Origin of the sequence: Leisingera aquaemixtae, from assembly GCF_019801145.1 — a bacterium.
GTDB lineage: Bacteria > Pseudomonadota > Alphaproteobacteria > Rhodobacterales > Rhodobacteraceae > Leisingera > Leisingera aquaemixtae_A.
Genome location: NZ_JAHVJQ010000015.1, coordinates 19,135 through 46,121, shown reverse-complemented (window position 1 = coordinate 46,121; position 26,987 = coordinate 19,135). Strand labels below are relative to the sequence as shown.

General features: G+C 62.1%; 28 protein-coding genes and 2 pseudogenes. 16 read left to right on the top strand and 14 right to left on the bottom strand.

The features are described from left to right. Positions 1 to 218: 218 nt before the first annotated feature. Together KUW17_RS22000 and KUW17_RS21995 are read left to right on the top strand one after the other, a co-directional pair. Positions 219 to 2,018, top strand: a complete 1,800-nt coding sequence (locus KUW17_RS22000; RefSeq protein ID WP_222482456.1) for a PHA/PHB synthase family protein — start codon at positions 219 to 221, stop codon at positions 2,016 to 2,018. A gap of 632 nt (positions 2,019 to 2,650) precedes the next feature. Next, positions 2,651 to 3,301, top strand: coding sequence for a BON domain-containing protein (locus tag KUW17_RS21995; RefSeq protein ID WP_222482455.1), 651 nt, complete (start codon positions 2,651 to 2,653; stop codon positions 3,299 to 3,301). Positions 3,302 to 3,591: 290 nt separating this feature from the next. Here the strand turns inward: KUW17_RS21995 and KUW17_RS21990 are convergent, their stop codons facing one another. Continuing rightward, complete coding sequence (locus KUW17_RS21990) at positions 3,592 to 4,392, bottom strand: Crp/Fnr family transcriptional regulator (protein ID WP_222482454.1); 801 nt, start codon at positions 4,390 to 4,392, stop codon at positions 3,592 to 3,594. 251 nt (positions 4,393 to 4,643) lie between these two features. Here KUW17_RS21990 and KUW17_RS21985 point away from each other — a divergent pair, with 251 nt between their 5' ends. Beyond that, positions 4,644 to 6,587 carry an ATP-binding protein gene (locus KUW17_RS21985; RefSeq protein ID WP_261397356.1) on the top strand — a complete coding sequence of 648 codons (1,944 nt, stop codon included), beginning with the start codon at positions 4,644 to 4,646 and terminating at the stop codon, positions 6,585 to 6,587. Here KUW17_RS21985 and KUW17_RS21980 read toward each other — a convergent pair. From KUW17_RS21980 to KUW17_RS21965, 4 genes are all read right to left on the bottom strand, one after another. Then, the gene (locus tag KUW17_RS21980; protein WP_222482452.1) at positions 6,562 to 7,275 is read right to left on the bottom strand and encodes a response regulator transcription factor; all 714 of its coding nucleotides are present in this window, start codon (positions 7,273 to 7,275) and stop codon (positions 6,562 to 6,564) included. The two genes, KUW17_RS21985 and KUW17_RS21980, sit on opposite strands and share 26 nt — an antisense overlap. A 177-nt stretch (positions 7,276 to 7,452) precedes the next feature. Then, entirely contained in the window at positions 7,453 to 7,974 is a 522-nt protein-coding gene (locus tag KUW17_RS21975; RefSeq protein ID WP_222482451.1) for an Hsp20/alpha crystallin family protein, read from the bottom strand. 181 nt (positions 7,975 to 8,155) lie between these two features. After that, positions 8,156 to 8,614 carry a host attachment protein gene (locus KUW17_RS21970; protein WP_226431203.1) on the bottom strand — a complete coding sequence of 153 codons (459 nt, stop codon included), beginning with the start codon at positions 8,612 to 8,614 and terminating at the stop codon, positions 8,156 to 8,158. 9 nt (positions 8,615 to 8,623) lie between these two features. Continuing rightward, positions 8,624 to 9,043, bottom strand: a complete 420-nt coding sequence (locus KUW17_RS21965) for a CBS domain-containing protein (protein ID WP_222482449.1) — start codon at positions 9,041 to 9,043, stop codon at positions 8,624 to 8,626. Between the two features lie 205 nt (positions 9,044 to 9,248). Between KUW17_RS21965 and KUW17_RS21960 the strand changes: the two genes are divergently transcribed. The 3 genes and pseudogenes from KUW17_RS21960 to KUW17_RS21950 all read left to right on the top strand — a co-directional run bounded on the left by KUW17_RS21960 (position 9,249) and on the right by KUW17_RS21950 (position 10,386). Beyond that, the gene (locus tag KUW17_RS21960; protein WP_222482448.1) at positions 9,249 to 9,428 is read left to right on the top strand and encodes a hypothetical protein; all 180 of its coding nucleotides are present in this window, start codon (positions 9,249 to 9,251) and stop codon (positions 9,426 to 9,428) included. Positions 9,429 to 9,455: 27 nt separating this feature from the next. Further along, a pseudogene (locus tag KUW17_RS21955) lies at positions 9,456 to 9,674 on the top strand (DUF3775 domain-containing protein); the annotation flags it as partial. 409 nt (positions 9,675 to 10,083) lie between these two features. Next, positions 10,084 to 10,386, top strand: coding sequence for an SHOCT domain-containing protein (locus KUW17_RS21950; RefSeq protein WP_222482446.1), 303 nt, complete (start codon positions 10,084 to 10,086; stop codon positions 10,384 to 10,386). An 87-nt stretch (positions 10,387 to 10,473) separates the two neighbouring features. Here KUW17_RS21950 and KUW17_RS21945 read toward each other — a convergent pair whose 3' ends face one another. The 3 genes from KUW17_RS21945 to KUW17_RS21935 all read right to left on the bottom strand — a co-directional run bounded on the left by KUW17_RS21945 (position 10,474) and on the right by KUW17_RS21935 (position 13,721). Then, on the bottom strand, positions 10,474 to 10,830 hold the full coding sequence (locus KUW17_RS21945; protein ID WP_222482445.1) for an SPW repeat protein: 357 nt from the start codon (positions 10,828 to 10,830) through the stop codon (positions 10,474 to 10,476). An 82-nt stretch (positions 10,831 to 10,912) separates the two neighbouring features. Beyond that, complete coding sequence (lon, locus tag KUW17_RS21940) at positions 10,913 to 13,321, bottom strand: endopeptidase La (RefSeq protein ID WP_222482444.1); 2,409 nt, start codon at positions 13,319 to 13,321, stop codon at positions 10,913 to 10,915. After that, a complete protein-coding gene (locus KUW17_RS21935; protein WP_222482443.1) occupies positions 13,314 to 13,721 on the bottom strand; it encodes an Hsp20/alpha crystallin family protein in 408 nt (135 codons plus the stop codon). Before KUW17_RS21935 ends, lon begins: the two co-directional genes overlap by 8 nt. A 131-nt stretch (positions 13,722 to 13,852) precedes the next feature. On the opposite strand from KUW17_RS21935, the gene KUW17_RS21930 reads away from it, so the two are divergent. From KUW17_RS21930 to KUW17_RS21910, 5 genes are all read left to right on the top strand, one after another. Further along, entirely contained in the window at positions 13,853 to 14,752 is a 900-nt protein-coding gene (locus tag KUW17_RS21930; protein ID WP_222482442.1) for a DNA-binding protein, read from the top strand. Between the two features lie 134 nt (positions 14,753 to 14,886). Then, positions 14,887 to 16,158 carry a sulfite oxidase gene (locus KUW17_RS21925; RefSeq protein WP_261397355.1) on the top strand — a complete coding sequence of 424 codons (1,272 nt, stop codon included), beginning with the start codon at positions 14,887 to 14,889 and terminating at the stop codon, positions 16,156 to 16,158. Beyond that, positions 16,158 to 16,517, top strand: coding sequence for an aldehyde dehydrogenase (locus KUW17_RS21920; RefSeq protein WP_222482440.1), 360 nt, complete (start codon positions 16,158 to 16,160; stop codon positions 16,515 to 16,517). The genes KUW17_RS21925 and KUW17_RS21920 overlap by 1 nt, the downstream gene beginning before the upstream one ends. A 28-nt stretch (positions 16,518 to 16,545) precedes the next feature. Next, a complete protein-coding gene (locus KUW17_RS21915) occupies positions 16,546 to 17,376 on the top strand; it encodes a universal stress protein (protein ID WP_222482439.1) in 831 nt (276 codons plus the stop codon). Between the two features lie 24 nt (positions 17,377 to 17,400). After that, positions 17,401 to 18,783 (top strand): MBL fold metallo-hydrolase RNA specificity domain-containing protein, encoded by a 1,383-nt coding sequence (locus KUW17_RS21910; RefSeq protein ID WP_222482438.1) that lies wholly within the window; start codon positions 17,401 to 17,403, stop codon positions 18,781 to 18,783. Between the two features lie 118 nt (positions 18,784 to 18,901). Here the strand turns inward: KUW17_RS21910 and KUW17_RS21905 are convergent. The 3 genes and pseudogenes from KUW17_RS21905 to KUW17_RS21895 form a co-directional block, all read right to left on the bottom strand. Next, positions 18,902 to 19,456 (bottom strand): annotated as a pseudogene (locus KUW17_RS21905) (MBL fold metallo-hydrolase); the annotation flags it as partial. A gap of 4 nt (positions 19,457 to 19,460) precedes the next feature. Further along, positions 19,461 to 19,913, bottom strand: coding sequence for a DUF6691 family protein (locus KUW17_RS21900; RefSeq protein WP_222482437.1), 453 nt, complete (start codon positions 19,911 to 19,913; stop codon positions 19,461 to 19,463). A gap of 3 nt (positions 19,914 to 19,916) precedes the next feature. Further along, complete coding sequence (locus KUW17_RS21895) at positions 19,917 to 20,357, bottom strand: YeeE/YedE family protein (RefSeq protein WP_222482436.1); 441 nt, start codon at positions 20,355 to 20,357, stop codon at positions 19,917 to 19,919. Positions 20,358 to 20,607: 250 nt separating this feature from the next. On the opposite strand from KUW17_RS21895, the gene KUW17_RS21890 reads away from it, so the two are divergent. Then, positions 20,608 to 21,135, top strand: coding sequence for a universal stress protein (locus tag KUW17_RS21890; RefSeq protein WP_222482435.1), 528 nt, complete (start codon positions 20,608 to 20,610; stop codon positions 21,133 to 21,135). Positions 21,136 to 21,179: 44 nt separating this feature from the next. Next, positions 21,180 to 21,434, top strand: a complete 255-nt coding sequence (locus tag KUW17_RS21885) for a hypothetical protein (RefSeq protein WP_222482434.1) — start codon at positions 21,180 to 21,182, stop codon at positions 21,432 to 21,434. A 101-nt stretch (positions 21,435 to 21,535) separates the two neighbouring features. Here KUW17_RS21885 and KUW17_RS21880 read toward each other — a convergent pair whose 3' ends face one another. Both KUW17_RS21880 and KUW17_RS21875 read right to left on the bottom strand, forming a co-directional pair. Then, on the bottom strand, positions 21,536 to 21,961 hold the full coding sequence (locus KUW17_RS21880) for a DUF2267 domain-containing protein (protein ID WP_222482433.1): 426 nt from the start codon (positions 21,959 to 21,961) through the stop codon (positions 21,536 to 21,538). Positions 21,962 to 22,106: 145 nt separating this feature from the next. Further along, complete coding sequence (locus KUW17_RS21875; protein WP_222482432.1) at positions 22,107 to 23,531, bottom strand: hypothetical protein; 1,425 nt, start codon at positions 23,529 to 23,531, stop codon at positions 22,107 to 22,109. Between the two features lie 82 nt (positions 23,532 to 23,613). Here KUW17_RS21875 and KUW17_RS21870 point away from each other — a divergent pair, with 82 nt between their 5' ends. Together KUW17_RS21870 and KUW17_RS21865 are read left to right on the top strand one after the other, a co-directional pair. Further along, the gene (locus KUW17_RS21870) at positions 23,614 to 24,438 is read left to right on the top strand and encodes a class II glutamine amidotransferase (protein WP_261397354.1); all 825 of its coding nucleotides are present in this window, start codon (positions 23,614 to 23,616) and stop codon (positions 24,436 to 24,438) included. Between the two features lie 235 nt (positions 24,439 to 24,673). Continuing rightward, the gene (locus KUW17_RS21865) at positions 24,674 to 25,426 is read left to right on the top strand and encodes a Crp/Fnr family transcriptional regulator (protein ID WP_222482430.1); all 753 of its coding nucleotides are present in this window, start codon (positions 24,674 to 24,676) and stop codon (positions 25,424 to 25,426) included. A 10-nt stretch (positions 25,427 to 25,436) separates the two neighbouring features. Here KUW17_RS21865 and KUW17_RS21860 read toward each other — a convergent pair whose 3' ends face one another. Then, positions 25,437 to 25,859: a CBS domain-containing protein gene (locus KUW17_RS21860; protein ID WP_261397353.1), complete on the bottom strand. Its 423-nt coding sequence runs from the start codon at positions 25,857 to 25,859 to the stop codon at positions 25,437 to 25,439. 283 nt (positions 25,860 to 26,142) lie between these two features. Between KUW17_RS21860 and KUW17_RS21855 the strand changes: the two genes are divergently transcribed. After that, on the top strand, positions 26,143 to 26,985 hold the full coding sequence (locus KUW17_RS21855; RefSeq protein ID WP_222482429.1) for a universal stress protein: 843 nt from the start codon (positions 26,143 to 26,145) through the stop codon (positions 26,983 to 26,985). The last annotated feature ends 2 nt before the right edge of the window (positions 26,986 to 26,987 follow it).

Here is a 26,987-nt window from a genome sequence, read left to right as displayed (position 1 = left end):
AGTCTGTCCCTGGCAGATGCCAGCTATTGTCTGCGGCAGCGCGCGCAAAGTCCTCGCATCTCTCCATCATTTCTGACGGCGCAATGTCTCTGGCAATGTCGTCACGGGCATCTGCGAGCACTCACGCGCATGACAGAAAATGCTGACCGGCAACATGCGAATTCTTGCTGGACGGACCGGCCTTGCGGTCCTTCCCGTACACTAGGCAACCAGAAGTCATGGTCAAACACTCCAAAGCGAACCCTTCGGCAGCAAAGAAAACTGCCAAGCTTGAAAGTTGCCGGGTGGCCGCTCCGTCAGAACCGCAGCCTATGCACCCTTATGAAAAGCTGGACCGTGCAACCCGCGCGGCCTTGGCGCGCGTCACGGCCGGCGTGTCGCCTCATTCGATCATGGCCACTTGGATGGACTGGGCGCTGCATCTCAGCAGGTCTCCCGGCCGGCAGCTGGAATTGGCGGAGCGGGCATTGAACAACGCGGCAAAGGTCGGGTTGTCAGCATCGAACCTGACCGGCACGCCACCGTTCAAACCGCGAAGCTTCGATCACCGCTTCGAGGCCGATGGCTGGAAGAAGGCGCCCTTCTCCGTATGGCAACAGGCCTTCCTTGCGACCCAGGACTGGTGGGAAGCGGCAACGGGAGAGATGCCGGGACTTGCCAGACGGGACGCCGACCGCGCCCGGTTCCAGGTGCGCCAGGCCCTTGATCTTTTCTCGCCATCGAATTTCCCGTGGTCGAACCCCGAAATCATCGAACGGACGATGAAGGAAGGCGGCCGGAACATCATCGAAGGATCACACCACTTCTGGGAGGATTTCAACCATACCGTGACGCAAAACCATAAGCCGGCGCCCGAAGGTTTCGAGATCGGCAAGGACCTGGCCTGCACACCAGGCGACGTGGTTTTCAGGAACGAGCTTTTCGAATTGATACAGTATAAGCCGGCAACAGACCTCGTGCATCCGGAACCGGTTCTCTTCGTCCCGGCTTGGATCATGAAATTTTACATCCTCGACCTGTCGCCCAGGAACTCCATGGTGCGCTACCTCGTGGAACAGGGCTTTACCGTCTTCATGATCTCATGGGTCAATCCCGGCGCCGGCCAAGCTGATCTGTCGCTTGAAGATTACCGTCTCAGGGGCATCATGACGGCGCTCGATGTGATCGGGTCCATTCTGCCGGAACGAAAGGTCCATGTGAATGGCTACTGCCTTGGCGGGACGCTTCTGGCCATCGCAGCGGCCGTCATGGCGCGGAATGCGGACGACCGATTAGCGAGCCTGACCTTTATGGCCGCGCAGGTCGATTTCGCCGAGGCGGGCGAACTCCTGCTTTTCATCGATGACAGCCAGGTCGCCTTCGTCGAAGATCTGATGTGGCTGCAGGGCTACCTCGACCGGCCGCAGATGACTCGCACCTTCACCTCAATCCGGGCCGAGGATCTGATCTACTCACGCGCAGTGCGACGCTATTTTCTGGGCGAAGACGACCTGCCTAGCGACATCACGGTCTGGAACAATGACACCACGCGCATGCCTGCCAGGATGCACTCCGAATACCTGCGCGGGCTGTTTCTTGAAAACCGGTTGAGTGCGGGGCGCTTCGCTGTCGAAGGCAGGGTCGTGGCGCTCAAGGATATTCGCGTGCCGATGTTCGTTGTGGGGACCGAGACCGATCACATCGCGCCCTGGAAGTCGGTCTTCAAGATGCGCTTGTTTACTGACGGCGATCTTACATTCGTCCTGACGAAAGGCGGACACAACGGCGGTATCCTGAGCGAACCAGGACATCCCGGCCGACGCTACAGGATCGGCCACCGGCCTGCCGGCGCGCTCTATCAGCCGCCGGACGAGTGGATTGCATCGCATAAACCCAAGAAGGGCTCGTGGTGGCCTGAGTGGGTAGCATGGCTGGCTGGACGCTCGGGCGAGCGGGCGAAACCGCACTTATCGAAGACAGACAGCAAACGGCCGAAAAGGCTTTACTCGGCACCCGGCGCCTATGTGCGCGTCCCATAAACAGTCTAAGACACCTGGGGCGTTGGAATGCGCTGTCGCCGGAGACGGCCTGCCGCCCATAAAGGTCCATGGCACTGGCAGCGGCTTCGATCGGGTGTGGCAGTTCTGACCCCGGCTAATGTGGAGTTTCCGAGTTCGGCTGACAGATTTTGATCTGTCTTGCAGCCGAAGGAGAAACCAGCGTGAACAAAGAAGCTCTGAGCGGCATCGCATGCAAGAAGCGCGTACTTGCCTATGCTGAGGAAATCGGAAACGTCGCCAAGGCCTGTCGTGAATACCGTTCTCGGACCGGATTTCTGCTTCTGGCAATTGTCGCACCTGACGCCCGGCCAATTGATCCGGGCACGTTTGACCACCGATCACGGAAGCACTCGGGGTTATTCACATTTGCATCCTCGCCGATCAATCCGCCTGCCCCACCAAATCATCCGCACCAGCGGAAACACGCCTAGCACCCTGCGTTAAAATGCACGAGGGAAGGGCATAAGGGGCTGAAAATATATAATTATTTTGAATTTTGCCCCGCCTCCTCAGGAACGCCGTTGTCGGCTATCAATGCCTTATGCCCCCGGAACCATAAGATTGGCTGCAGTGTTTGCGAGTGACTCGCGTTTCTCTGAAGGATGAATGAGATGAAGGATATCGATCTCAAGCAGGACATCTTGGACGAGCTGGACTATGATCCAAGCATTGATGCCGCTGACATCGGCATCGCGGTTGAAGATGGCACAGTCACCTTGACCGGGCATGTCCCGACCTATTCCCAGAAGCTGGCGGCCGAGAACATCGTCAAAAGGGTGAAGGGCGTGCGGGCCATTGCACAGGAAATCGAGGTGCGGCCGTTTGGAGCCCACAGGACAGCAGATGACGAAGTCGCGAAACGGGCGGTAAATTCGCTGCGCTGGGACAGCTCGATACCCAGAGATGCTATCAAGGTAAAAGTCGAGAACGGGCTCGTGACGCTCACCGGGAACGTCCGATGGTACTATGAAAAGCAGGCCGCGGAACGAGCTGTTCAAGGGTTGGCAGGTGTCAAAGCTGTTTCCAATCAGGTCCAGATTGTCCCTTCGGTCAAGCCGGCCGATGTGCGTCAGCGCATCGAAGACGCGCTCAGGCGCGATGCGGAACTGGAAGCGAAGCGTATCCGGATCAATGTCCATGACCGGGAAGTCACACTTGAAGGCCAGGTCCGGACCTTGGCGGAGCGTGACGCGGCTGAACGCGCAGCCTGGGCAGCACCGGGCGTCTCGAATGTGGTTGACCATATTTCCATCGGCAACTGACGCAGTCATGAAGCCGGGCGAATGAAGCCCGCCCGGCAACAACAGGGCATTGCCGTGGGCGCGCCCGCAGCTTGGCTGCTGTCAAAGCAGATGAGACTGCTTGTCCTGATCACCGTGCCGAAGTCTCCAATTGAAACGTATTCTCAACCATGGAGCCCGAAAATTGCTCAGCCGGGCAGAATTCAGCCTGATGCGTCCGGCTCCGCAGCCAAGTCAATCACACCCCTATTCCGGGTTGCTTGATCCTTTTCCACTCTACCGAAACAGTGCATCGGAGCCTTTGACAGAGGTCATTGCCGGCAACTGCCTATACCCGTGGCAGTGGATGCGGCTTGCTTCCGAAGCTGGCAGGTAACCCGCTTCCTGCCCGGGCCAAACCGTTTTTTCTCGCGGGAACCGGCTCTTGGGACGGCCCGGAGCAAGTGTTTGACCGCCTCGGCAGCCGGCCGGGTCCGAGGTTGGCCGAAATCCGCCAAGGCCTGCAGCTCACCCGTGTTTGTAACTCTGAAGCGATTGGATGCCTGCAAGCTTATGACACCTCTGTCCGCCAGCTGGTGCAGCCCGCGGCAGAGCGTTTCCACGGTCATGTTCAAAAAGGACGCGACATCCGGCCGTGTCAGGATCACCTCAATTTCCGGCGCGCCCGTTCCGGTGCCCATTGGCATCTGCTGAACCAGCCAGTAGGCGATGCGCTGAAGCGACGTGCGGCCCCGTAAGGCTGCCGCCCAAAGCCGGTGCTCGGTCAGCTGATGCTCCAGTGCAGAAAGATAGGCAAAGAAGATCTGCGGTCTTTCAGACTCGAAATCCTGGAATGTGCTGCGGGCCACCCAGCACACCTCCGCCGGGACAGCAGCTTCCCAGGAGAAGGCGTTTTCCACCGCGTTCAGCTCTCCGATCAGCTGTCCGGGGCCGAGTATCTGGAGCAACAGCTCCTCGCCATCCTCCGTGATCAGAAAAACCTTGACCAGGCCGGAAACGAGAATGCCGATGTTCCCGGCCTCTTCCCCCTGAACCGATATGCTGGCACCCTGCTTGTAATGCGCGCGGAAACTTCTGGACGCCAGATGGGACAGAGATCCGCTGCCGAGCATGTGGCACAGCCCGTTTTCCCTTGAGGCACAGGTTTCGCAAAGGCCGCCTGCAGATGTTGGAGAAAAGGCGCAGTTTGGCATTTTGCCCCCCCGTGGTTTAAAGTTTTACTCATCACACAGTCCCGGCGGACCGCCGGCTCCTGCAAAAACCCTCGCAGAACAGAGGCAGCGGCGGCAGGGGGGAAATTGTGCAGAATTGTGCGGGCTGGGAACGGCAAAAAAAGGCTGAGTGTTTTTAACGAGGTGCGCTTATGTCCAATCCTGATCCGCAGGATGCTGAACCCGCCGCCGAGGCGCTGTCTGCCCGCCTGTCCACCTTTATTTCAGAATCTCCGCTGGCCGCGGCCATGTTCGACCGGCAGATGCGCTATGTTGCCTGGTCACGGCAATGGGCTCTTGATCATGGCGCAGATGGATCCGGCCTTCAGGGGCGGTGTTACCACGAAGAACTCCCTGATCTGCCGCCGCAGTTCCGCAAGGCCATTGCACAGGCACTGGCCGGGGAAAGCACCTCCTGCGAGGCGGAACGCTACCAGTACCCAAGCGGCCGCACCGCGTGGGAGCGCAGGCAGGTTCAGCCGGTCCTGAACACCAGCGGCGCGGTCGCCGGGGCGGTTGTCTGGTCCCAGCAAGTCACTGACCCAGGGATATTGGAAACCGCAAGCAGGGACCGTTTCCTCCAGGCGATGGATGCAACCGGAATCGGCGTACTCGAACTCGATTACCGCACCGGCTTAGTGAAGGCATCAGACGGCTTCCTGTCCCTGCTGGCAATAGGCGAACAGGATATTCCGAAAACGTTAACCGGTTGGACGAAGGTTTTGCGGCCAGCTGACCAGGACGCGTTCCGCGCGATGAGCGATCAGGCGCTTGATCCAAATGGGAATGGCTTGATCAGCAGCGAACTGCGTCCGCTGGTCAGCGGATGCGAAAAACACCTGCAGGTTTTCGGCAAGGTTTTTTTCAACGGCAAGGGCAAGGGCGCCCGGCCGGAGCATTTTGTCTGTCTTCTCATCGACCAAACCAAACGTCAGCAATTGCAAGCGGCACTGGCCAAGGCCCAGCGTCTGGAAACGGCGGGGCAGCTGGCCGGGGTGATCGCCCATGACTTCAACAACCTGCTATCGATCATTCTTGCCAACCTGGAACTGGCGGCGTTGCGTGTGCCGGGCGGCGATGCTCAAGACTTTCTGAAGCGCGCGATTGATGCGGCTGAGGCCGGCGGCAATTTCAACGCAAAGCTGCTGGCCCTGACAGGGGAAAACGGCCGCAATCCGGAAGTCTTGCAGCTGGACAGCCATATACTCAAGACATGGGCAATGCTGGAGCATTTGCTGAACGAGTCCACCACCTTGCGCTTTCTGCCGGGTGCCGATGGCTGCTATGTCCGAGTTGATCCGCCGGAACTCGACGGCGCCGTGATCAATCTGGTGATCAATGCCCGCGACGCTCAGCCGGACGGCGGGCGCATCGATATTCGCACCGCGGATGTGTCCCTGGACGAGGCTGCCGCCAGCCGCTATCCGGACGGGCGGCCCGGCGAGTATGTCCGGCTCTCCGTGTCGGACAGGGGCACCGGCATGACCGACGACGTCAGGAAACGCGCGCTGGAGCCGTTCTTCACCACCAAGGGAAGCGGTCTGGGAACCGGGCTGGGGCTGGCCAGCGTTGCTGCTGCCGCTGCCCGGGCAGAGGGGTTTGTTCACATCAGTTCCGAACCGGGCCAGGGTACATCCGTATCTCTGTTCCTGCCTGCCACCGGACGGCAGGCCGCTGAACCGCAGGCAGACCAGAAGGACATTCAATTCGGAAACGGCGAGCTGGTGCTGGTGGTGGAAGATGACCCGAGGGTCCGCGAAGCAACGCTGCAGCGCCTTGAGGCGATTGGCTATGCCGTGACCGAGGCGGCGGATGCCGCCACTGCCCTGAAGCAGCTATCGGAAGGAGAACCCGTGGATCTGGTGTTCTCCGACGTCGTGATGCCGGGCGGGATGTCGGGCTACGGGCTGGCGGCAGAGGTCAGGCGCCTGTTCCCCGAAGTTGCCGTACTGCTGACCTCAGGGTACCTTTCCCGGGCCGTGGAAGCCGCGCTGGAAATGAACAACCGGCCGGAACTCTTGCGGAAGCCCTACACGCTCAAGGTGCTGGCTCAGGCCGTTTCGCGGGCACTCAGGACCGTGCAGCAGGAGGAGTGACCTCGCCGCTGAAGACATAGCCGACCCCCCGCACCGACCTTATCAACAGCGGCGCTTCACCGCCGGGCTCGATTTTTCTGCGCAGCCGTGCGACATGGCCGTCCACCGTTCTGTCGAGGGGTGCCCACTTCCGCCCCAGCACTTCTTGCGAGATTTCATCCCGGCTCAGGACGCGCCCGGGATTGTGCAAGAACAGCTCCAGCAGCTGCAACTCGGTACCGGTCAGGTCTATGGGGCTGCCACCCGAGTCCCGGACCAGCCTGGCCTTCACATCGAACTCGCAATGGCCAAAACGGACCGCCGCCGCCAGATCAGAGGCCCCGCGGTAACGTTCCAGCGTCTTGCGGGTTCTCAGGACCACCTCCCGGATATGGAAGGGTTTGACGATATAGTCATCGGCACCGCATTCCAGCCCCCTCACCCGGTCAAAAGGATGGGCTTTCCCGGTAATCATGAGGATTGGAATATTGCGCCGCCGCCGCAATTCCCGGGCCAGCTCCAGGCCGTCCTGCTGCCCTAGGCCAATGTCCAGCGTGACAAGGTCTATCTCATAGGTCTCAAGCGCTGCAAACAGCCCCTTGCGGTCCCACGCCTCACGGACCGTCCAGCCTTCCGGCTCCAGCCCTTGACGAAGCGCCGCCCTGACGCCGGCTTCGTCATCTACGACAAGAATTTCAATTGGCTGCATGCAAGTGGCACTTTTACAATCACTGCGTGATCCAAAGACATCCTATCACACTTGCGTTATTGAATCCGGTATTTCTGCACCGCCGGAATACCTTCGCCGCAAGGCGGCGGTCTCAGGGGCTGCATACAACGTGCTGCGCCGCGAAAGACTTCCCCTTGGCGGCGCAGGATTCAGATGTCACGCCGCCTTGACAGCAATCTTCTTCTCGGAGGCGATGGCTGCCTCGGATTTCGGCAGGTGCACCGTCAGCACGCCATTGGAAAACGTCGCACTGATCTTATCCTGGTCGATATTGTCCGGCAGCCTGACCGAACGGAAGAAGCTGCCCCAGCGGCGCTCGCTGAGGTGGTAGCTGGGTTCATCCTCCTGCTTTTCCTCCGTCTTCTCGCCGCTGATCGACAATGTGCCGTTGCTTGTCTTCACCTCGATGGACTCCGGGTCCAGACCAGGCAATTCCGCGGTGACGGAATACTCGGTGCCGTTCTCGGTCAGGTCGATAGCCGGGCTCAAGGCCATTTCCGTGCGCAAGGATCCGAAATCCGGCCCTTCGCGGCTAAACCATGAGCGCGGCTCGAAGGCATCGAACAGGCGCTCCATTTCCTCCCGCAGGGTTCCAAAGCCGCCCCAAGGGCTGAGCGCGGGTGAACGCTGCGCCGGTGCCGTCTCGCGGGCAACGGGAACTTTGGCTTTCCTGGTCATGGGCATTCTCCTTTGTCAAAAGAACTCCGCTGACAGGGGCACAGGGGAAAACCTTTTCCCCGGCCAGCGGAGAAGTTTGCGGAACACTAGGACAAGGGACGTGGCTGCCTGCGACTGCTCAACGCGTCGTGTCCGCGAACAAAATTATGGAAGAATCGCGGTGTGCAGGCATTGATGGCGGTCAACCGGAAACCAGCGCCCGCACCGCCGCTGCCAGCTCCCCGGACGACAGCCGCACGAGGTTCTTCTGAAATTCCTGGCGCACACATTCGCGCAGCGTTCCGGGCAGTTCAGTCCGCCAAAGGCCGACGCAGCCAGAAGGCGCAATCAGTACCAGCCCATCGAAGGCATGAAGCCGGTACTGTTCGTCCAGAAAGCCCAGAACCTCTCTAAGAAAGGCACGCGCGTCCTCCTGCAAGGGGTCAGCGCCCGGTTCCACACCGGATCTTCGGCCATCTCTGGCCGAAGCAAAACTGCGGGTGGGTTTGTTGTGCAGAATGTCGCGCAGGTTCCGGCGCGCAGACTGCATCGTTATCTCTGCCGCTGCCTGATTGCGGGCGCCGGGCAACTCCCGGATTATCCGGGCGCGGCTGGTGTTCATGACCACATACCAGATCCGTTCTGAAGGGCCGGGCGGCATCATCCTGTCCTATTTGTGATGATCGGCCACCGCCCAGGTCAATTCACCCGTGAGTTCCAGGCCGGCAGCATGCGCCACGTCGCCAAGGCTGAGCATGCCGACATAGCGTTTTTCCTCGTTCAAGACCGGCAACCGGCGGATCTTCTTCTGATCCATGAGGTGCACAGCGTCCTCCACGGATTCTTCGGTGCGGCAAAAGACAATGCCAGGCGACATCACGTCCTCTGCCTTTGTCTTCTTGGCGCTAAGGTTCTTTGCAACAACCCGCGTCGCAAGATCGCGGTCGGTGATCATGCCGATGAGCTTGTCATTCTTCCCAACCGGCACCGCCCCGATGTCATCTTTTGCCATGCGGGCGGCAATTTCACTGACAGGTGTATCAGCGCTGACCCACTCTGCAGGGGCATGCATTGCTTCACTGATCTTCATTGTATCCTCCATGCCAAAGCTTCTGACCCATTCTGGCCCGCGAGGGCCTTTGTGCATTGATGGCTGTCAAGCAGGCCCGGAGTGACAGCGGTCCATGCAATCACACCGACTGCTAGGGCAAGAGTTGAAAGGCAGGCAGCACCTGACGGAAAGCTATGCGCCTTTCCGCGGTCCGGAGCTGACCCGCATTTCGAAAGGAAGACCGATGAACCCTCAAAAAACACCGCCTGCCGCCGAACCGGATACCGCAGATCTCCGGGTGCCGCCCAAGGTGGTCTGGTTCATAACAGAACTGGCACAGGACCTGATGGGAAAAAGCGCCAGCACGGCACCGGAGGATGCCGGGGACGACGACAACCCTGCCGCAGACATACTGGAAGACTGAGGCCGGGATCCGGCAGAGGAAGAGCTCAGATCCGTGATCTCGGATCTCGATGAGGAAGCGCAAACCGATCTTGTCGCCCTCATGTGGCTGCGCCGGGAAGAGAGCGACTGGCAGGAACTCCGCGAACTGGCCGAGTTGGAGCACAACGACTTCACCGCTGACTATCCGCTCGGAACCCCGCTTTTCGCCGATTACCTGCAAGCCGGTTTGGACCGGCTTGGCCTCAGCGGCAATGACCTCGCGTAATTTCCTGGCATTTCGTTGACGGCTGTCAATGGCGTGCGGCCAGGACCCAGCAATACTGTTTTCATCGATGGAGGGAACCAAAACCAGTAAGGGTCCCAGGCGAACCGCCGCAAGGCGCGGAGCTGCGGAACGATGGACTGGCGCGGCAATGAATGCCATCGGTCTGGGATTGCCGGCATTTCAGCGAGCGCAATAGGGGAGACCTTTGTTGTGGAAGCTGGGACCGGCAATCCTTCGCTGTTTTCAGTCGCTGGCTACCGGGGTCAGGATCCGTGAAATCCGCACCGCTTGCGCCAATACCGGACCGCGCTCTTCAGAGCAAAATGCTCCCGGAATTGCCATGTATCAAAGCTCCGGTCCTTCCGGCTCTTCAGACTGCAGCTATGCAACTTTCTCTGCGGAGGCTGTCATGCAACGTTTCGCGTTCACCTTAATTGTACTCGCGTCCCCTGCAATGGCGGACGTGGAAGGCTACAGGCATATGCCGGATTGGAGCTACGGCCATGGCCTGTTCATGATCTTCGGGTCCATCCTGTGGCTGGCCGTGCTGGGTCTTATCATTGCCGGCATCATCTGGTTTGTCCGGCGCAACGAGGACAGCAAGGCTTCGCGCAGCCGCGAAAGCGCGCTTGCCGAACTCGACATGCGTTTCGCACGCGGCGAAATCGAACCCGAGGAGTATACCACCCGCAAGAAGCTGTTGGCGGGCTGAAGCGCACCGTTCAATCAAGGGCGCGTGCCCCCCAAAAAAACGGGGCAGACCGAATGCCGCCCCGCCATCAGCCTGTCCGGACAGGTGTCACCGCCGTTTCATTGGCCAGTCAGCATACACAACCGTTGCGCCCATCGCGACGATGACCGCACCGCCGATAACGGCCATCCAGGTCAGAATGGCCACACTGGAATAGCCCAGAACCCATGGTGAAATGATCAGCCAGGCACCAAGTACGATCTCAATCCATTCCTCCCAGATATTGAAGTTCAACAGGGCAGTGGCAGCGAGTGCCGCCGCCGCAATCCCGACAAGAACAAAGTTCCAAGTCGCCGGTGTCAGGCTTCCACCGTCCGCCGGGGTGACGTTGAAAAAAAACAGGGCTATTGCCAGCGCAAACCCTGTCAGCAGGGTAACTCCATCCTGCCAATGAATACGTTGCATTCCCGAGCCTCCTGAGTTCTTCCGCGGCACACCGCCGCCAACTCCATTATGCCCCGGCCTCCAGGCATGGCATTGACCCGCGTCAACGGTTAAAATCCCTTGTTTTCAAATCGGTATCAAAAGCATGGGTCAGAATATCATCAACGGTTTCCAGCCAGACGACCTCCAGCACGTCCCGCGCGGCCTTGGGAATGTCATCGAGATCACGCCGGTTGCGGTCAGGTAAAAGCACACGCGACAGCCCCGCGGTGGCTGCAGCCATCACCTTTTCCCGTATGCCGCCCACCGGAAGAACAAGGCCGCGCAGCGAAATCTCACCAGTCATTGCAGTGTCATTCCTGAGATTGCGGTCAACAAGCAGCGAAACCATTGCGGAGAAAATGGCGGTGCCGGCGCTCGGCCCGTCCTTCGGCGTTGCTCCGGCCGGAACATGCACATGGATATCGGAATTCTCGAACACGGCTTGATCTATGCCGAGCTCGCCCATCCGTGCCTTGACCAGCGTCATGGCCGCCTGCGCGCTTTCGCGCATGACATCGCCAAGCTGCCCGGTCAGCACCAGCTTGCCTTCGCCGGGAACGCGGCTGGCCTCGATGAACAGGATGCTGCCGCCGGACGGCGTCCAGGCAAGCCCGGTCGCCACCCCAGGTACCGAGGTGCGCATTGCAACCTCATCCTCATATCTGGGCGGCCCCAGGATCTCTTTCAGATCGTCTGCGCCGATCTGCACGCTGGCCGCCTTGCCGCCGGCAATTCCGACGGCGGCGTGCCGCAACAATGCGCCGATCATGCGCTCCAGGTTCCGGACCCCTGCTTCCCGGGTGTAACTGCGGATAACGCCCAGCAGCGCGGCATCACTGATTGCGGCCTGCTCCGGTGCCAGGCCGGTGGCCTCCAGTTGGCCCTTCAAAAGGTGCCGTTTGGCGATTTCCAGCTTCTCGTCCTCGAGGTACCCGGGCAGTGTTATGACTTCCATCCGGTCAAGCAACGGGGCCGGAATTGTCTCCAGCAGATTGGCGGTTGCCAGAAAAACCACATGCGACAAGTCAAAGCTGACACCCAGGTAATTGTCGCGGAACGCCGCGTTCTGGGACGGATCCAGAACTTCTAGCAACACCGAGGAAGGATCGCCGCCAGGGCCTCTGCCCAGCTTGTCAATCTCGTCAAGCATCAGCACGCAGTTCCGCGCCCCTGCCCGCCGGATGGACTGAATCACCATACCCGGCATTGCCCCGATATAGGTGCGGCGGTGGCCGCGGATTTCCGCCTCATTATGCACCCCGCCCAGGCTGAACCGGGCAAAGGGCCGTCCCAGGGCGCGGGCGATTGACTGGCCCAAGGAGGTCTTGCCGACACCGGGCGGCCCGGCGATACACAGGATCGGTGCCTTGCCGGCAGGTGCAAGCTTGCGGACGGCAAGATACTCGATGATCCGGGCCTTGATCTTCTCCAGCCCATAGTGATCCTCATCCAGAATTCCCCGGGCCTCTTGCAGATCGACAGGCTGGGCCTCCGGAAGCTGCCACGGCATTTCCGTCATCCATTCAAGCCAGGTCCGAAGCATCCCCGTCTCGCCTGCGGCTTCCGGCATCCGGTTGTAGCGCCCAAGCTCCTTGAGCGCATATCTTTCCGTGTCTTCCGGCATTCCGGCTGCGGTGATGCGGCGGGACAGTTCGGCAAACTCGTCAGCGGTGCTGCCCTCCCCCTCGCCAAGCTCCCGCTGAATGGCGGCAAGCTGTTCGCGCAGCACGGCTTTCCGGTGCCGCTCATCCAGCGCCTCGCGCGTCTGTTCTCCGATTTCCTTCGTAATGCGCAGCACTTCGACGCGCCTGGCCAGAAGACGCGCGGTTTTTTCTATGCGCGCCCCGATTCCGAGCGTCTCAAGAATCTCCTGCCGCTCCGCGACCGGAAAATCAGAATAGGCTGCCGCCAGATCTGCCAGCAGGCCCGGTTCCGCCATATCCTTCACCGACTCGGCCAGCCCGCCAGGCGCGTCGGGAAGCAGTTCGAGAAGCTCCACCGTCAGATCCCGGAGATGCAGAAACCGGGCCTCTGTCTCAGGCCGGTGGTCAGCCGGCTCGGTGATTTGCTCCACATGCGCGACGGCAAACGGCCTTTCCTGAAGCAGTTTCGACAGGCGGAAACGCCCGGTGCCCCGGCAAATTATGTGGTTGCCGCTGTCCGGCGATCTCACGTAGCGCAGAATATCTGCTGTGCAGCCAATTCTGTGCAGATCCTCGGCAGCGGGCTGTTCCAGGGAAGGATCGCGCTGAAGAATGACGCCAAGCGGCCGGTCCTCGCGGACGGCCAGCTCGACAGCGGCGACAGAGGCCTCGCGGCCGACCGCAAGCGGGAAAACCGTGCCCGGAAAAGCGACGAAATTGCGCACCGGAAGCAGTATCAGACCGTCAACGGCACAGGGCGACGAAATTGCCGCCGGAGCCGGGCCTCCATTTTCTGCCGTTTGCTTTGCCGCCGTTTCCTCAGTCATCACAACTGCTCCGCAACTTCCGCATACGGATAATCAGACAGCCCTGCCCCTCCCGGCTGCTGACCTGGTAATGCCCGTCCGGGATCCTGACCTTGCGCTCGAAGGGGCCATTGGGCAGCTCGAGGCGCAAAAACCCTGCGGTGCGCCATTCCGGCGGCCGCTGCCTGCAACCGCGCAGGACAAGAAAGCCGCTCTCGGCCGAAATCTCCACGCTGGAAATGTCGACCCCCGGCAGCGCGACATAGGCCAGAACCTCAGAGTCTGTCTCGATCAGGTCCAGCGGCGGCTCCCAGGCCGGGACCGGCCCCAGGCCGAAAGTCACCCGGTGCAGTTCCTCCGCCCGGGCCAGCAGGCTCAGCGCCTGTGACAGCATCCTGTTTTGCGCGGTTTCCTTTGGCATTCTCCGTGTCCTGATACCTGCTTCCACCCTGTTTGCGGCAACAAGAGCACTGCTGCATTGATGGGGCGCAATGCAGCCGTCCGCAAACAAAGGAAAATCCCGGTAACGCCTTCCAACAGCCAGGCAGCCGCATGGAAACCAAACCCGCCATAGGCACCGAGGACAGTCCGGGTCTGCAAGAAAACAGCCGGATCGCAGAGCAGCTGAACCTCTATTCCAACCTTCTTGAAGCGCAGGGCGGCGACGGTTTCCGGGTCCGGGCATACCGGAATGCAGCCGCCAGAGTTGCCGAACTGCGCCAGCCATTGCGCACACTCTATCAAGAGGGCGGCGGCGCCGCGCTGATCGGGCTGCCCGCAATCGGGCGTGGCATTGCAGCGGCGATTGCAGAAATCCTGACCACGGGACGATGGCAGCAGCTTGACCGTCTGCAGGGGGAAACCGGACCGGAAGACCTGTTCCAAACAGTACCGGGCATAGGGCCAGCCCTGGCAGGCAGATTCACCGAACAATTTGATGCCCAGACGCTGGAGGACCTGGAAACCGCATTGCGCAATCCCAGAATGAAGGTCTCCGGTCTCGGCCCGCGCCGCCGCAGCGCCATTCTTGCCGCGCTGTCCGGCAGGCTTGAAGCAATCCGCCGGATCCGGGCTCCGCGCCGCGGCGGGCACGAGCCTCCTGTACAACTGCTGCTTGAGGCAGACGCCATCTACCGGACAAGGGCTGCGGCCGGCAAGCTGCGCACAATAGCACCGCGCCGGTTCAACCCAGAAGGCAAGGATTGGCTGCCTGTCCTCCACCTGACGCGCGGCGGCTGGCATTTGACACTGCTGTTTTCCAACTCCGCGCGCGCGCACGCGCTCGGGAGAACGGCAGATTGGGTGCTTGTCTTCTGCCACTTCGAGGACGAACCCGAAATGCAGTTCACCGTGGTGACACAGCGGCAGGGGCCGTTGGAAGGCCGCCGCGTGGTGCGCGGCCGCGAGAGCGAATGCGCCCGCTATTGGGCCGGCCAGCCGGTGGAGAACTGACAGGCCGCACTGCTCCTTGCCCATTAACCGCCGTCAATGCGCCTGGCAGGAGCGCGTGGTCAAATGCCAGCAACATGCCGTGGTTAGCGCCGGGAGGCCCAGCCGCCACCGGCATGAGCAAAGGGAGTGCACTCATGACCTCGGAACACAAGCGAAACCCTGCCGCCGCGCGGGGCGGCACTGCTGAAACGGAAGCGGCTCCCGGCCCGGGCCGCCGCCGCTTCCTGAAAACCGCAGGCCTGGCTGGCCTTGGCGCAGTGGCAGGCATGGCGGTTCCGTTTCACCGCAACCTGCCGCACGGGTTTTTCCCGGCCGCGATGGCCAGCGAAAACGGGCTGGCGGGCAAGAACGGTCTCACCCTGCTGAATGACCGCCCGCTGAATGCCGAGACGCCGCCGGAGCTGCTGGATGATCCGATCACCCCGACAGAACGCCATTTCATCCGCAACAACGGGCTCGCGCCAGATGACACAAGCCCCGAAGGCTGGATGCTGTCGGTTGACGGCTTCGTAGACAGCCCGCTGGAACTTTCGATTGCGGACCTCAGAGACCGCTTCGAGGTGCTCACGCTGGCGCTGACGCTGGAATGCGGCGGCAACGGGCGGGCCTTCTTCGACCCGCCTGCCAGCGGCAACCAGTGGACCTACGGCGCGGTGGCCTGCTCGGAATGGACCGGGGTGCGGCTGCGCGATGTGCTGCAGGCGGCTGGCGTCCAGGACAACGTGGTCTATACCGCGCACTACGGGGCGGACGGGCATCTTTCTGGTGATCCGGACAAGCTGCCGATCTCGCGCGGGCTGCCGATTGCCAAGGCACTGACGGACAACGTGCTGATCGCCTTTGCGATGAACGGGGCGGACCTGCACCCGATGAACGGTGCGCCGCTGCGGCTGGTGGTGCCGGGCTGGCCCGGCTCCTGCTCGCAGAAATGGCTGACCCGGATCGAGCTGCGCGACCAGGTGCATGACGGCCCCAAGATGACCGGCACTTCCTACCGCGTGCCCGCGTACCCGGTGGCCCCGGGCGACGACGTGCCCAAGGAGGATTTCCGGATTATCGAGCGGATGCCGGTGAAATCGCTGATCACCTTCCCCGCCAACGGCGCCGCGTCCGGGTTGGAGACAGAAGTGCGCGGCCACGCCTGGTCCGGCGACCGCACGGTGGACCGGCTCGACATCTCCTATGACTTCGGCGCCAGCTGGCAGGCCGCAGAGCTGGACCCGCCGGTCAACGAAGGCGCCTGGCAGAACTGGCGCAGCAGCGTGCGCTTCCCGGTTGCCGGCTATTACGAGATCTGGGCCCGCGCCATCGACAGCGCCGGCGAAATGCAGCGTTTCGCCATCAACTGGAATCCCAAGGGGTATCTGAACAACCGGATGCACCGTGTCGGCCTGCGGGTCAGCTGATGCCCGGGCATCCGGCATCAGGGAAGGGCTCCCGTCAGGCACTGCTCAGGCTTGCAGCCGCCTGTGCCGCCCTGTGCAGCGCGATTTCTCAGGCCCACGCCCAAGCTTCTGAGGACAGCGAATTCGGCCAGCTGGTCGCGGCTGAGGGGGCGGAGGAAACCTACTATGTCTGTACCGCCTGCCATTCCGAGATGATCGTCGCCCAGCAGGGCAAGACCCGCGAAGGCTGGAGCGGTTTGCTGGACTGGATGACCGAGGAGCAAGGCATGCCCGAACTCGACCCTGACGAGCGAAGGATCATCCTGGATTACCTCTCTGCCCACTACAACACGGACCGGCCGAATTTCCCGCTCCGCTGAGAGCGAACCTGCAGCAAGGAGTAGAGCGATGACAATCAAGACCCTGGCGGTTGCGCTGTTTTCGGCAGAAGAGGCGCAGTGGCTCATCCCTGCAGCCGCGGATATGGCCAGCCGCACCGGCGCCCATCTGACCGGCGTGCTGCCGATGGAAGCCCAGGTGCCCTTTGCCGGCACCGAAGGCAGCCTGGTAAGCTACGGCGCGGCATTCATCCCCGAATGGCAGCGGCAGGAAGCAGTGGCTGTCGCCGAGGCCTTTCAGGCTGCTGTGGCGGGACGGGATTTCCTGTCCGATTTCCGCCAGCAGCCGCTGGGCAGCGAAAGCGCGGAGAATTTTCTGCTCGAGAATGTGGCCGCTGCGGACCTTGTGCTGGCGGGGCAATGCCCGCATCAGGGTGCCAGGCACAGCCACCGCCAGCTGCAGGAACAGCTGATCCGCCATTCCGGGCGCCCTGTCCTGATCCTCCCGGACGGCTGGCCCCCCGCCCTCATCGGCACAAACATCCTGATCGGCTGGAGCAATACCCGCGAGGCTATCCGCGCCGCTCACTATGCCCGTGCACTGGCGCAGCCCGGTGCCAGTATTTCGATCCTCCACATCGGCGACGGCGGCCTTGGGCTCGCCTGCCGCGAGGACATGGCTGCGGCTTTTGACAGGCACGGGCATGCCGTGACCCTGATCGACCGCGAAAAATCCTCACAGGATATCGGGTCCACACTGCTCAAGGTGGCAATGGAATGCGGCGCCGACATGCTGGCGGCGGGCGCCTTCGGGCATTCCTGGGCCTATGACTTCGTGATCGGGGCCGCCACGCGCGAACTGCTGGAACGTTCGAAGCTGCCGGTCCTGTTTTCCAAGTAGGCCGCGGCAGGACAGGAGGGTGCCATGCCGCCGCCAATTAATGCCAGGCTGCGTTTCCTCGGGGCCACCGGAACAGTCACCGGCTCCCGCTACCTGATCGAATCCGGGCGCCAGCGGGTGCTGATCGATTGCGGGCTCTATCAGGGCTACAAGCATCTCAGGCGGCGCAACCGCAAGCCATTCCCGGTCCGCCCCGGATCCATCACCGCCATCCTGCTGACGCATGCCCATCTCGATCATACCGGCTACCTCCCGGCGCTGTTCCGCTCGGGCTGCCAGGCACCGGTCTACTGCACCCCGCCGACCCGCGACCTTTGCGGGCTGCTGCTGCCGGACAGCGGCCGCCTGCAGGAGGAGGAGGCGCAGCATGCGCGGCGCAAAGGCTATTCCAAGCACAAGCGCCCGGCCCCGCTCTACACTGAAGCAGACGCCTGGGCGGCGCTGCGCCGGTTCCGGCCCCACCCCTTCGGCAAGCAACTGGATCTTGGCGGCGGCCTGAGCGCCGAATTCATCCGGGCGGGCCACCTGCTGGGGGCTGCTCAGATCCGGGTCAGGGCCGGCGGCAAGACGGTGCATTTCAGCGGCGACCTCGGCCAGGACCGCGATCCGCTGATGCCGCCGCCGGAGCCCTTTGCAGGCGCCGATGTGCTAGTCTGCGAGTCGACCTACGGCGACCGCCTGCACCCTGCCATTTCCCCCGAAGACGAACTGGCCGGTATCCTGGCCCCGTTCCTGAAGCAAAAGGGCATCGTGCTGATCCCCGCCTTTGCCGTCGGCCGCGCACAGGGCATCATATACCTCCTCTCCCGCCTGATGACGGCCGGCCGCATTCCGCGGGTTCCCGTATTCCTCGACAGCCCGATGGCGGCGGACGCCACGGAAATATATGCCCGCCACTGCGCCGAGCACCGGATTGCCCAGCAGGACTGCGCGGCGGTGTTCCAGCTCCCTGTCCGGACCAATACGGTTGCGCAATCCAAGGACCTGAACACCCGCGAAGGCCCGATGGTCATTATCTCGGCCAGCGGCATGATCACCGGCGGGCGCATCCTGCATCACGTGGTGAACTTCGGCAGCCGCCTGCAGACCATGATCGTGCTTTCCGGCTATCAAGCAGGCGGCACCCGCGGCGCCTCACTGGCCGCAGGCGAGCGCCGTTTGCGCATGTTCGGGCAGGATTACAGCATCAATGCCCAGGTCGCCCAGCTTCAGACCTTTTCAGGCCATGCCGACGCCGATGAGCTGCTGCGCTGGATGGCAGCCGGCCCGGCACCTGCCATGACATATCTGACACATGGCGAGCCCGAAGCCTCCGACGCGCTCCGGCGGCGCCTCGCGCATGAACTGGGCCGCCCGTCGCGGGTGCCCGAGCACCTGGAATCGATCCGCATCGGTAAACCGTCATGATCCCGGCGCGCGCCCTGGCGCACGCCTTGCCTGGCGGGCCCGGCGCCGTCATCCGGCTGCCGCAAGATCCTTCCAGGTCTGGAACTGCGACAGGTACACCCGGCCGTTGAGGTCATCGAGGAAATGCGTCTTTTGCAGACGGTCCATCACCGGCCCCTTGACCTCCGACAGGTGCGGCGTCACCCATGACATGCGTCATGCATGCGGGCGTATGGCCCGGAGTGTGGATGGCCAGGCACTCCATACTGCCAACCTCATAGCTGTCGCCATCGTCGAACAGCCGGTCGAACTGCGACCCGTCGCGCCGGAATTCCGTGCCCTCATTGAATATCTTGCCGAAGGTCTCCTGCACGACAGTGATGTTCCGCCCGATGCCCAGCTTGCCGCCCAGTTCCTTCTGGATATAGGGGGCCGCCGACAGATGATCGGCATGGACATGCGTCTCGATCAGCCATTCCACCTGCAGCGCATTGCTCCTGACAAAGGAGATAATCTCATCGGCATGTTCAAAGCTGATGCGCCCGGCGGCATAGTTGATATCCATCACGGAATCGACAATTGCGCAGGCGTTCGACGCCGGGTCTTTGACAACATAGGAGATCGTGTTCGTTTCAGAATCGAAAAACCCCTTAACGGCCGGTTTCACATTGCGGTTCACATGGTAGCCGGTCATGATTTCACGTCCTTTCCTGGTGCTTCTGTGCTGATGTGCGCTGACCGGACCACCTCTGGAGCCGCTTGGCCGCAAGGATTCCAGCGACCATGGCGGCGGCAAAGATAAAGACCTCGTAGTTGCCGGTGCCAAGCGCAGGCAGCGCGCCGCCGGGGCAGAAACCGCCAATGCCCCAGCCCACGCCGAAAACGGCCGCGCCGCCGATCAGGGGCAGATCGAGATCACGGCGTGCCGGCAGGTTGAAACGGTCTGAAAGCAGCGGGCGGCTGAAGCCGAACACAATGCGGTAGCCGATAAAGGCAGTGGCCAGTGCACCCCCCATCACAAAGATCAAGGAAGGGTCCCACATACCGGCAAAATCAAAGAAGTTCAGGACTTTGGCCGGATTTGCCATTCCCGATATGGATATTCCGATGCCGAAAATCAGGCCGATAGCATAGCTGGAGATCAATTTCATCGCCTATCCTCCGACAACGTGGCGCAGCACAAATACGGTCAGGGCGGTGACCGCCATGAAGGTCAGCGTGGCCACGGCCGACCGCGGTGACATCCGCGCCATACCGCAAACGCCATGGCCGGACGTGCACCCCGATCCAAAGGTGACGCCGATGCCGACAATAAACCCTCCAACTGCCAGCATCGCCGCCGGCACGGGCACCTGGACCACCGGCATCGCACCAGTAACCCCCATGACCGCCGCCGGCCCTGTGACCATGCCCAGCAACAGCGCAACCCGCCAGCCCGCGTCGGCGGCCCCGGATGGCGGCAAGAGTCCCGAAAGAATTCCGGTGGCCCCCAGAATGCGGCCCTGCACGGCCATCAGCAGCACCGAAGCGACACCGATCAGCACGCCTCCGGCAAGGGACATCCAGGGTGTGAAGGTTGTTTCTATTCCGGTCATCTGCAACGCCTCCAATCACCGTTTTCTTGCTGTGATGAACGAGGTGCGAAAGCTGGCCTCCGCAGCCAGGCCCTGCTGCCAGCTCCACAGAATAAGCCCACCCTGCCTGACCGGAACGTGCCGCGCATTGACCCGGCGCAAGAACCCTCTGAGTTTCGGGTCGGGCAGCTGCTGTTGATGCCAAGCAATGCAGCCAGGTTCGCTCTTGGCTAGGCTTTCCGGGAATCGCTGGGATGATAGGAGGCTGGCCATGACCGGAAGAATTCTCGTTGCCACAGATGGATCGGAAGCAGGCAACCGCGCGCTCGATTGCGCCGCGGAACTGTCAAGCAAGCTTGGACGCGGGCTCAGCATCGTTCACGTCTTTCTGCACGGGCGGCCGCCGGCGGAAATGATGCAGCTGGCCGATTCCGAGCATCTCATTGAACAGGCCGCCAAGGCCCAGAACCTCACACCGCGCGGCCAGCCCGCAAATTTTCTCGGCCTCTTCGCCGGCGCTGCAGAAGAGGCTGACAGGGCCAAGGCAACACTGGCGATCGGCGAAAAAATCCTCGATTGGGCAGCGCACCGTGCCAAGGAAGCCGGTGCACGCGACGTGGAGACGCATATTTGCGCCGGCGATTACGCCGAAGCCATTCTGAAAACCGCTGAAACCGAGAATGCCGGGATGATCGTGATTGGCAGGCGCGGGCTGGGTCTGACCCGCGAGATCCTGCTGGGCAGTGTCTCCCAGAAGGTGCTGCACCACGCGAATTGCACAGTGGTTGTCACGCAATAGCCGGAAACCAGCAGACATTTGGTTTGGAGTCCAAGGAACGCGCTATGGGTCTTTACGCGGACGCCCAGAACAAGGCCCAGGGCAGCGGCCGGTTAGGTCCCTGGCCTGTTGCCGCGGTCACGGTGTTTGCAGATCTGGGCATGGATGATGGCGAGATCGCCAGGTACTTCGGTGTCGCGCCTTCCCTGATCGCGCAGCTGCGTCAAGCAGGGCGCCGGGGCCGGCAGCCGGTGTTCCAAGGCGGCAGCCTGCTCGAAGCCTGGCGCCCAAGGGATCCGCCGGCCACACCGCCCTGGTGAGTAGGCCTGACCCGGCTTGCCGAAAGATTGCGCCACGCGCTGCGCTGGCTGCCTTGGTAAGGCAGCTCCTTCCGAATTCCGCAACGGCGACTGGCCCGCCCCTAATCCCAAAGTTCCTGTATGGGTTTGCGCATCGCTTTCCTGACCTGGTCGAACTCTCCCTTCGACACATGCCGCCGCAGCAGATCGAACACCGCGGACACTGCGCGCTCCGTGTCTTCCAGCGGCTCCTTGTCGAACCGCGCCTCAATTCTGGCCAGCATATCTTTCTTGCTGCGGGGTTTCACCGGCGTCTTGGACGGGTCCCAGCCATCATAGAAGACCCCCCGCACCAGAACCGGAAGCTGCGCTGCCAGATCGGCGGCTTCGTCAACGGACAGAAAATCGCGTACAGTGTGCAGCGTTTCGTGCAGCAAGAGATAGGCCCTGGACTTATCTGGCCAGCCTAGATCGTCGCAAAGCTGGTTCAGCCATTCGGCGAAAACCTGCGGGGAATGATCGAGGGTCTTGATACCTGTGGTTGCCATAGTTTTCCCTCCGGATTGGGTTTACCCGTTCAGGATCCTACAAGCCCAGCCGCCCCGCATTAATGGGCGTCAATGGCGCCGAACATGGCTGAACTTGCCCTCCCGGCACCTACAATCCCAACTGCATCACGGATGGCAGGCATTCTCAGCGTCCCGCCCGGATCCGGTCAAAGACTTCTTCCATGAGTTTCTCCGCCCGCGCCTGGCTGCCTGCAACCGCCATTGCATTGAGCGAGGCCCGGCCGGGGTGCGGTGGTGAAATCAGAATTACGCCTTCGCGTGACTGCCCGCACCGGAACAGGAGATCACCAACGGCTTTGCACTGCTGCGCAATGTCCAGGGATGCCTCAGCCTCGAGATTCTCCTGCACAACAACGATCCCTTCCGGGCGCCGGCCCAGCAGCCTGCCGGCTGCGGCAAGCGGAATTGAAACACCGCTCCAGCGCCCGTTGCATTCGATCCAGTGGATCTGATCAGCGCCTGAATGGGATTTTCTCAGGACTGCGTCCAGCGAACAGGGCCCGAAATAGCCTGCCCTTTGGAACATGGCGCCAAGGCGTATGGCGTCGTTTTTCAGCGCTTGCTCAGTTTCGCTGCCCAAGCTGGCAAATCTCGCCCCGGCGAATTTGCCCTCATTTCCATGCACCAGCTGTTCGAAAACACCAAGAACCTCCGGCTGGCCTTCACCGGTATGGGGAATCCACATTTGCACTGACGGGCTTTTCTCCACCCCGCTTTCCCAAACCCCCACAAGAACAGGGTATCTGCCGTCCCATCCCGTTGCCCGCAAACGCTGTTCCAGCTGGCCGCGGACTTCGGCAATGCCAAGACCTTCAAGCTGCGCAGCACTGAACCGGATGTTTCCGGCAGCGCCGGCACTGTCCGGCACTTTGACCACCACTTGCGCGGCAGTCCTGGCAAGGCGGGCAATCCGGCCCGCCGCCGCAGCGGGGCCGAATGCAAAGGCCGAGGGCGGCACGGAGTCCGGCCCGGCTATCTCCCGTGCCACGTCCCAGAACCACAGCTTGTCATTCACCCTGCGCGAGATGCGGGGGGACGGGCCTGCAACATGAACCGGCAGCTGCGCGGCGGCTGCCAGGGCCTGCGCAAGATGCCACAGATGCCCGGTCACCAGATAGGCATAAAGGGTCAGCGAACCCGCGGCCTCAAGCGCCTCCAGCAGATGCTTGAACAGGCCCGGGTCTGAAAGGCACTGTTTGGCCACCGGGGCCAGATCCGCACCATGCGCCTCCAGGAAGCGGACCCGCCTCATGCCAAGGTGTTCCGACAGGTAGGTTTCAAACTCCGGGCAGCGCTGGCGGACCACAACTGCATCGCCGGGTTCAGCCAGCAAGGCCATCCGGTGATCGTGAAACCCGACCATCGCAGGCGTGAACAGCGCAATGCCGACCTGATCCCCAATGAACACGGATGCACCCAGGCCCCGGCCCTGCCGGACACCCGGCCACAGATCCCGCGACGTGATCAGCGCAGGCTCATCCCTTACCAGCCGCCTGGCGATCGCGTCGATGCCTGCCTCCCGTCCGCTCCCAGCCCGCGACGAATACAAAGCCGGTCCCCTTCTTTACGGCTGCAAATGCAGTCCATAGTATCACAGTTGCTTGCTGGACCGCTCTGACAGGAGCAGAAAAATGTGCCGCTTGTACGCAATGCATGCAAATGAGCCGACCCGGGTCGAATGCGGCCTGGTCAAGGCCCAGAATGCGCTCATGGCGCAAAGCCAGGGCGACATGGAAGGCATGATGCACGGCCACGGCTGGGGGGTTGCAGATTATCCCGATGGCGTTCCGGTCATCGAAAAACAGGTTTGGGCAGCCTACCACGGCGAACATTTCGCCAAGGCTGCCGCACGGGTCTATGCCCGAACTGCTGTTGCCCACGTCCGCAAGGCAACAGTTGGAACCACCAGTGTCAAAAACACCCATCCCTTCCATCACGGGCGCTGGATCTTTGCCCATAACGGAACGCTGCCCAACTTCGAGCAGCTCCGCTTCCGCCTGTTGGACCAAATGGACCCGCTGCACCGGTCAGAAATCCAGGGCCAGACTGACAGCGAGCATGTCTTCCGCTACCTGCTGAGCCTGTTTCTGCAGCACCCGGAAAAAGGGCTGCTGGAAACCGTGCGCCTCGGGCTCAGCCAGATCATATCCTGGTGCGCGGAAATTGATCCCGCCCGCCCGGCTGGTTTGAACATTGTGCTGACCGACGGGCAGAACCTGGTGGGTTCCAGGTTCAACCGCACGCTTTTCCACCTCAGCCGCAGCAGCCTGCATACCTGCACGATTTGCGGCGAAACGCATGTGAAGCATAAGCACGATACCCCCTACATGGCGGTGGAGGTGGCCTCGGAGCCCGTCACCTTCGACGAGGACTGGGAGGAAGTGCCCAACGGTGTGGTGTTCCAGGCAACACAAGATTTCCGCCTGGAAATGCGCCCGCTCGCCGGACAGCAATAAAACTCCGCCACAGGCTTGCGCGCCGTGTCCCCCCCGCCTTGGCCGGTTCCGCATCCGGCAGGGCGCCGCAGGAAAGGCGGCATTGCGCCGGCCAGCCCTGGCAGGTCGACAGAATCGCACTGCCCCGGTATCGTGATGATTGCAGCGCGAAACCAAATTTCTCCAATGCGGATAGGTGGAAAGTACGGGACCTGGCCCTGCGCCCGCGCGGTCATTTCTGACAGGGAACGTTCTGATGACACGGCAAACCCCGATCCCAAGCCAATCTGCCTGCCCTTCCAGCCTGCGCATCGGCGCAATGGATTTTGACGGCAGCGACATTGCGCTGCTGAATTTCCGCAACAGCCTCCAAAGCGTCCCGGCCAACAGAACCCTGCTGCATGACGGCGCCGACAGCGGCAAGATCATCATCGTCGCCGACGGCTGGCTTGCCACCTCCAAATCCTCCCTCAGCGGCGAGGTGCAGCTGATCGACCTCTTGCTGCCGGGGGATATCGCCGATCCGACCTCCGCTGACGGCAAAACAGCCGGGCTGAACATCGAGGCGGTGACGGATGCAAAGGTCTGCGCCATTCCCCTGCCCGTCTGGCACAAGATGCTGGCCGCCTCTCCGCGGCTGGCGCGGGCCAATGAGCTGGTGCAGGCCGCCGAACGCAGCAGGCTGTCCGAACGCATGTTGCGGCTGGGCCGCGGCAGCGCCGAAAGCCGCATCGCCTATGCCTTGATCGAACTGTCCTTGCGGCTGAAACCGTTGGGCCTTTCGGAGAATGGCGCCTTTCACCTGCCCCTGACCCAGCAGCGCATCGGCGACTTCACCGGCCTCACCGCGGTGCATGTCTGCCGCACCCTGCGCCGCTTTGTCAGAAACGGCCTTGTGGAAACCGCCGACCACATGGACGTCCGGATCAACGACCTCACCACCCTGGCTAAAGTGGCAGGCGTCGAGCCGGACCGCCTGGCCGCCGAGATCACACCAGTGCCGGACTAGGGTCACGCCCCTAGCGGTACTCGCAAATCTCTCCCAGCGCCTCCCCTGCCAGCTGCTCCGACGCATTCACCGCAATGTCGGTAACTGACAGCAGCCCTGCCAGATGCCCTTCGTCATCCAGCACCGGCAAGCGGCGCACCTGATGATCCCCCATCAGGGCCGCCGCAGCCTCGACCGTGTCCTCTGCCCGGCAGCAGACCGCGCCCGGGCTCATGACGGCGGCAATGGACAGCCCCTCCAGCCCGCGCTCCTGCCCGGCCAGCGCCAGCACCAGATCCCGGTCGGTCAGAATGCCCACAATCCGCTCTTCCTCGACAACCGGCAGCACGCCGATGCCACGGCTTTGCATCTGCTCGGCCGCGCTGGCGGCACTGTCCTGCGGGCTGGTGTAGCTTGCAGGAACGGTCATGATCTCTTGTACAAGCATGGTCATATCCTCTCTGGACCGCCCCTGGCGAGCCACTCGAAAGCCGCCAGCGGGCTGCTTGCGCCAAAGGAACCGCTCAGCTGTCCTCGAACCAGCGTGAGCCGCTCCATTTCCAGCCTTGATCAGCGCAGCCGCCGCTGCATTAACCGGCGTTAACACACCCGGCGGCCGCGCATCTGCCCTTGACCGGTGTCAACCGTACCCTCTCTTGAAACTGCTATATGTCATAAGCGGCTAAGGTATGCGCATACCGCGCCGGAGGCCCGAAGCGGGGGAGGATATGTGAGCCATGAGTTACAAGACCATACTTGCCTGCCTGACATCGGAATTTACCGCCGGGCACCTTCTGCCCGCGGCCTGCGGCTTGGCCCGGCGGTTCAATGCCCACCTGACCGGCCTCCACACCCGGGAAGCCTTTGTTCCCTATTCCGGCATCGCCATCGCCGCCGACGACGTCACGTTCGGGGATTTCAACAACAGGGTGGCTGAAGAAGACCATAGAATAGAAATGCAGTTTCAAGCAGCGACAGACCAGGCCGGCTGCATGGCGGAATGGCGCTCGCAGGCGGCCCGCTCTCCGGATGCCACGGATGAACTGCTGGAATCCGCTATCCGCTCCGATCTGGCCATAGCGTTGTTTCCTGACTCGCAACAGGAGCGGTTTGATCAGAGGGGGTTTCAGAAGGATCTCGTCGTACACAGCGGCCGTCCGGTGCTGCTGCTTCCGGACGATTGGTGCGATAAGCCCATCGGCACCCGCATCCTCGCCGCTTGGAAACCTACCCGGGAAGCCGCCCGCGCCCTGCACGACGGGCTGCCGTTCCTGAAAACCGCCGCATTTGCAGAGATCGTCACCATCGAAGAGCACCCGCACGAGGCCGCGGAATTCTCCACCGAAGGGCACGAGATCGCCCGGGTGCTGTCCCGGCACGGGGTGACGGCAGAGGTCCGCCAGATCCAGGATAGGGAGTACGGCACCGGCACCCGCCTCCTGATGGAGGCAGCCAGCCAGCAATGCGATCTGCTGATCATGGGCGGCTGCGGCCATTCCCGGCTGCACCGCCTGATATTCGGAAACGCCTCTGCACATGTGCTGCGCGAGGCCCGGATTCCGGTGCTGAAGTCCGGCTGAAC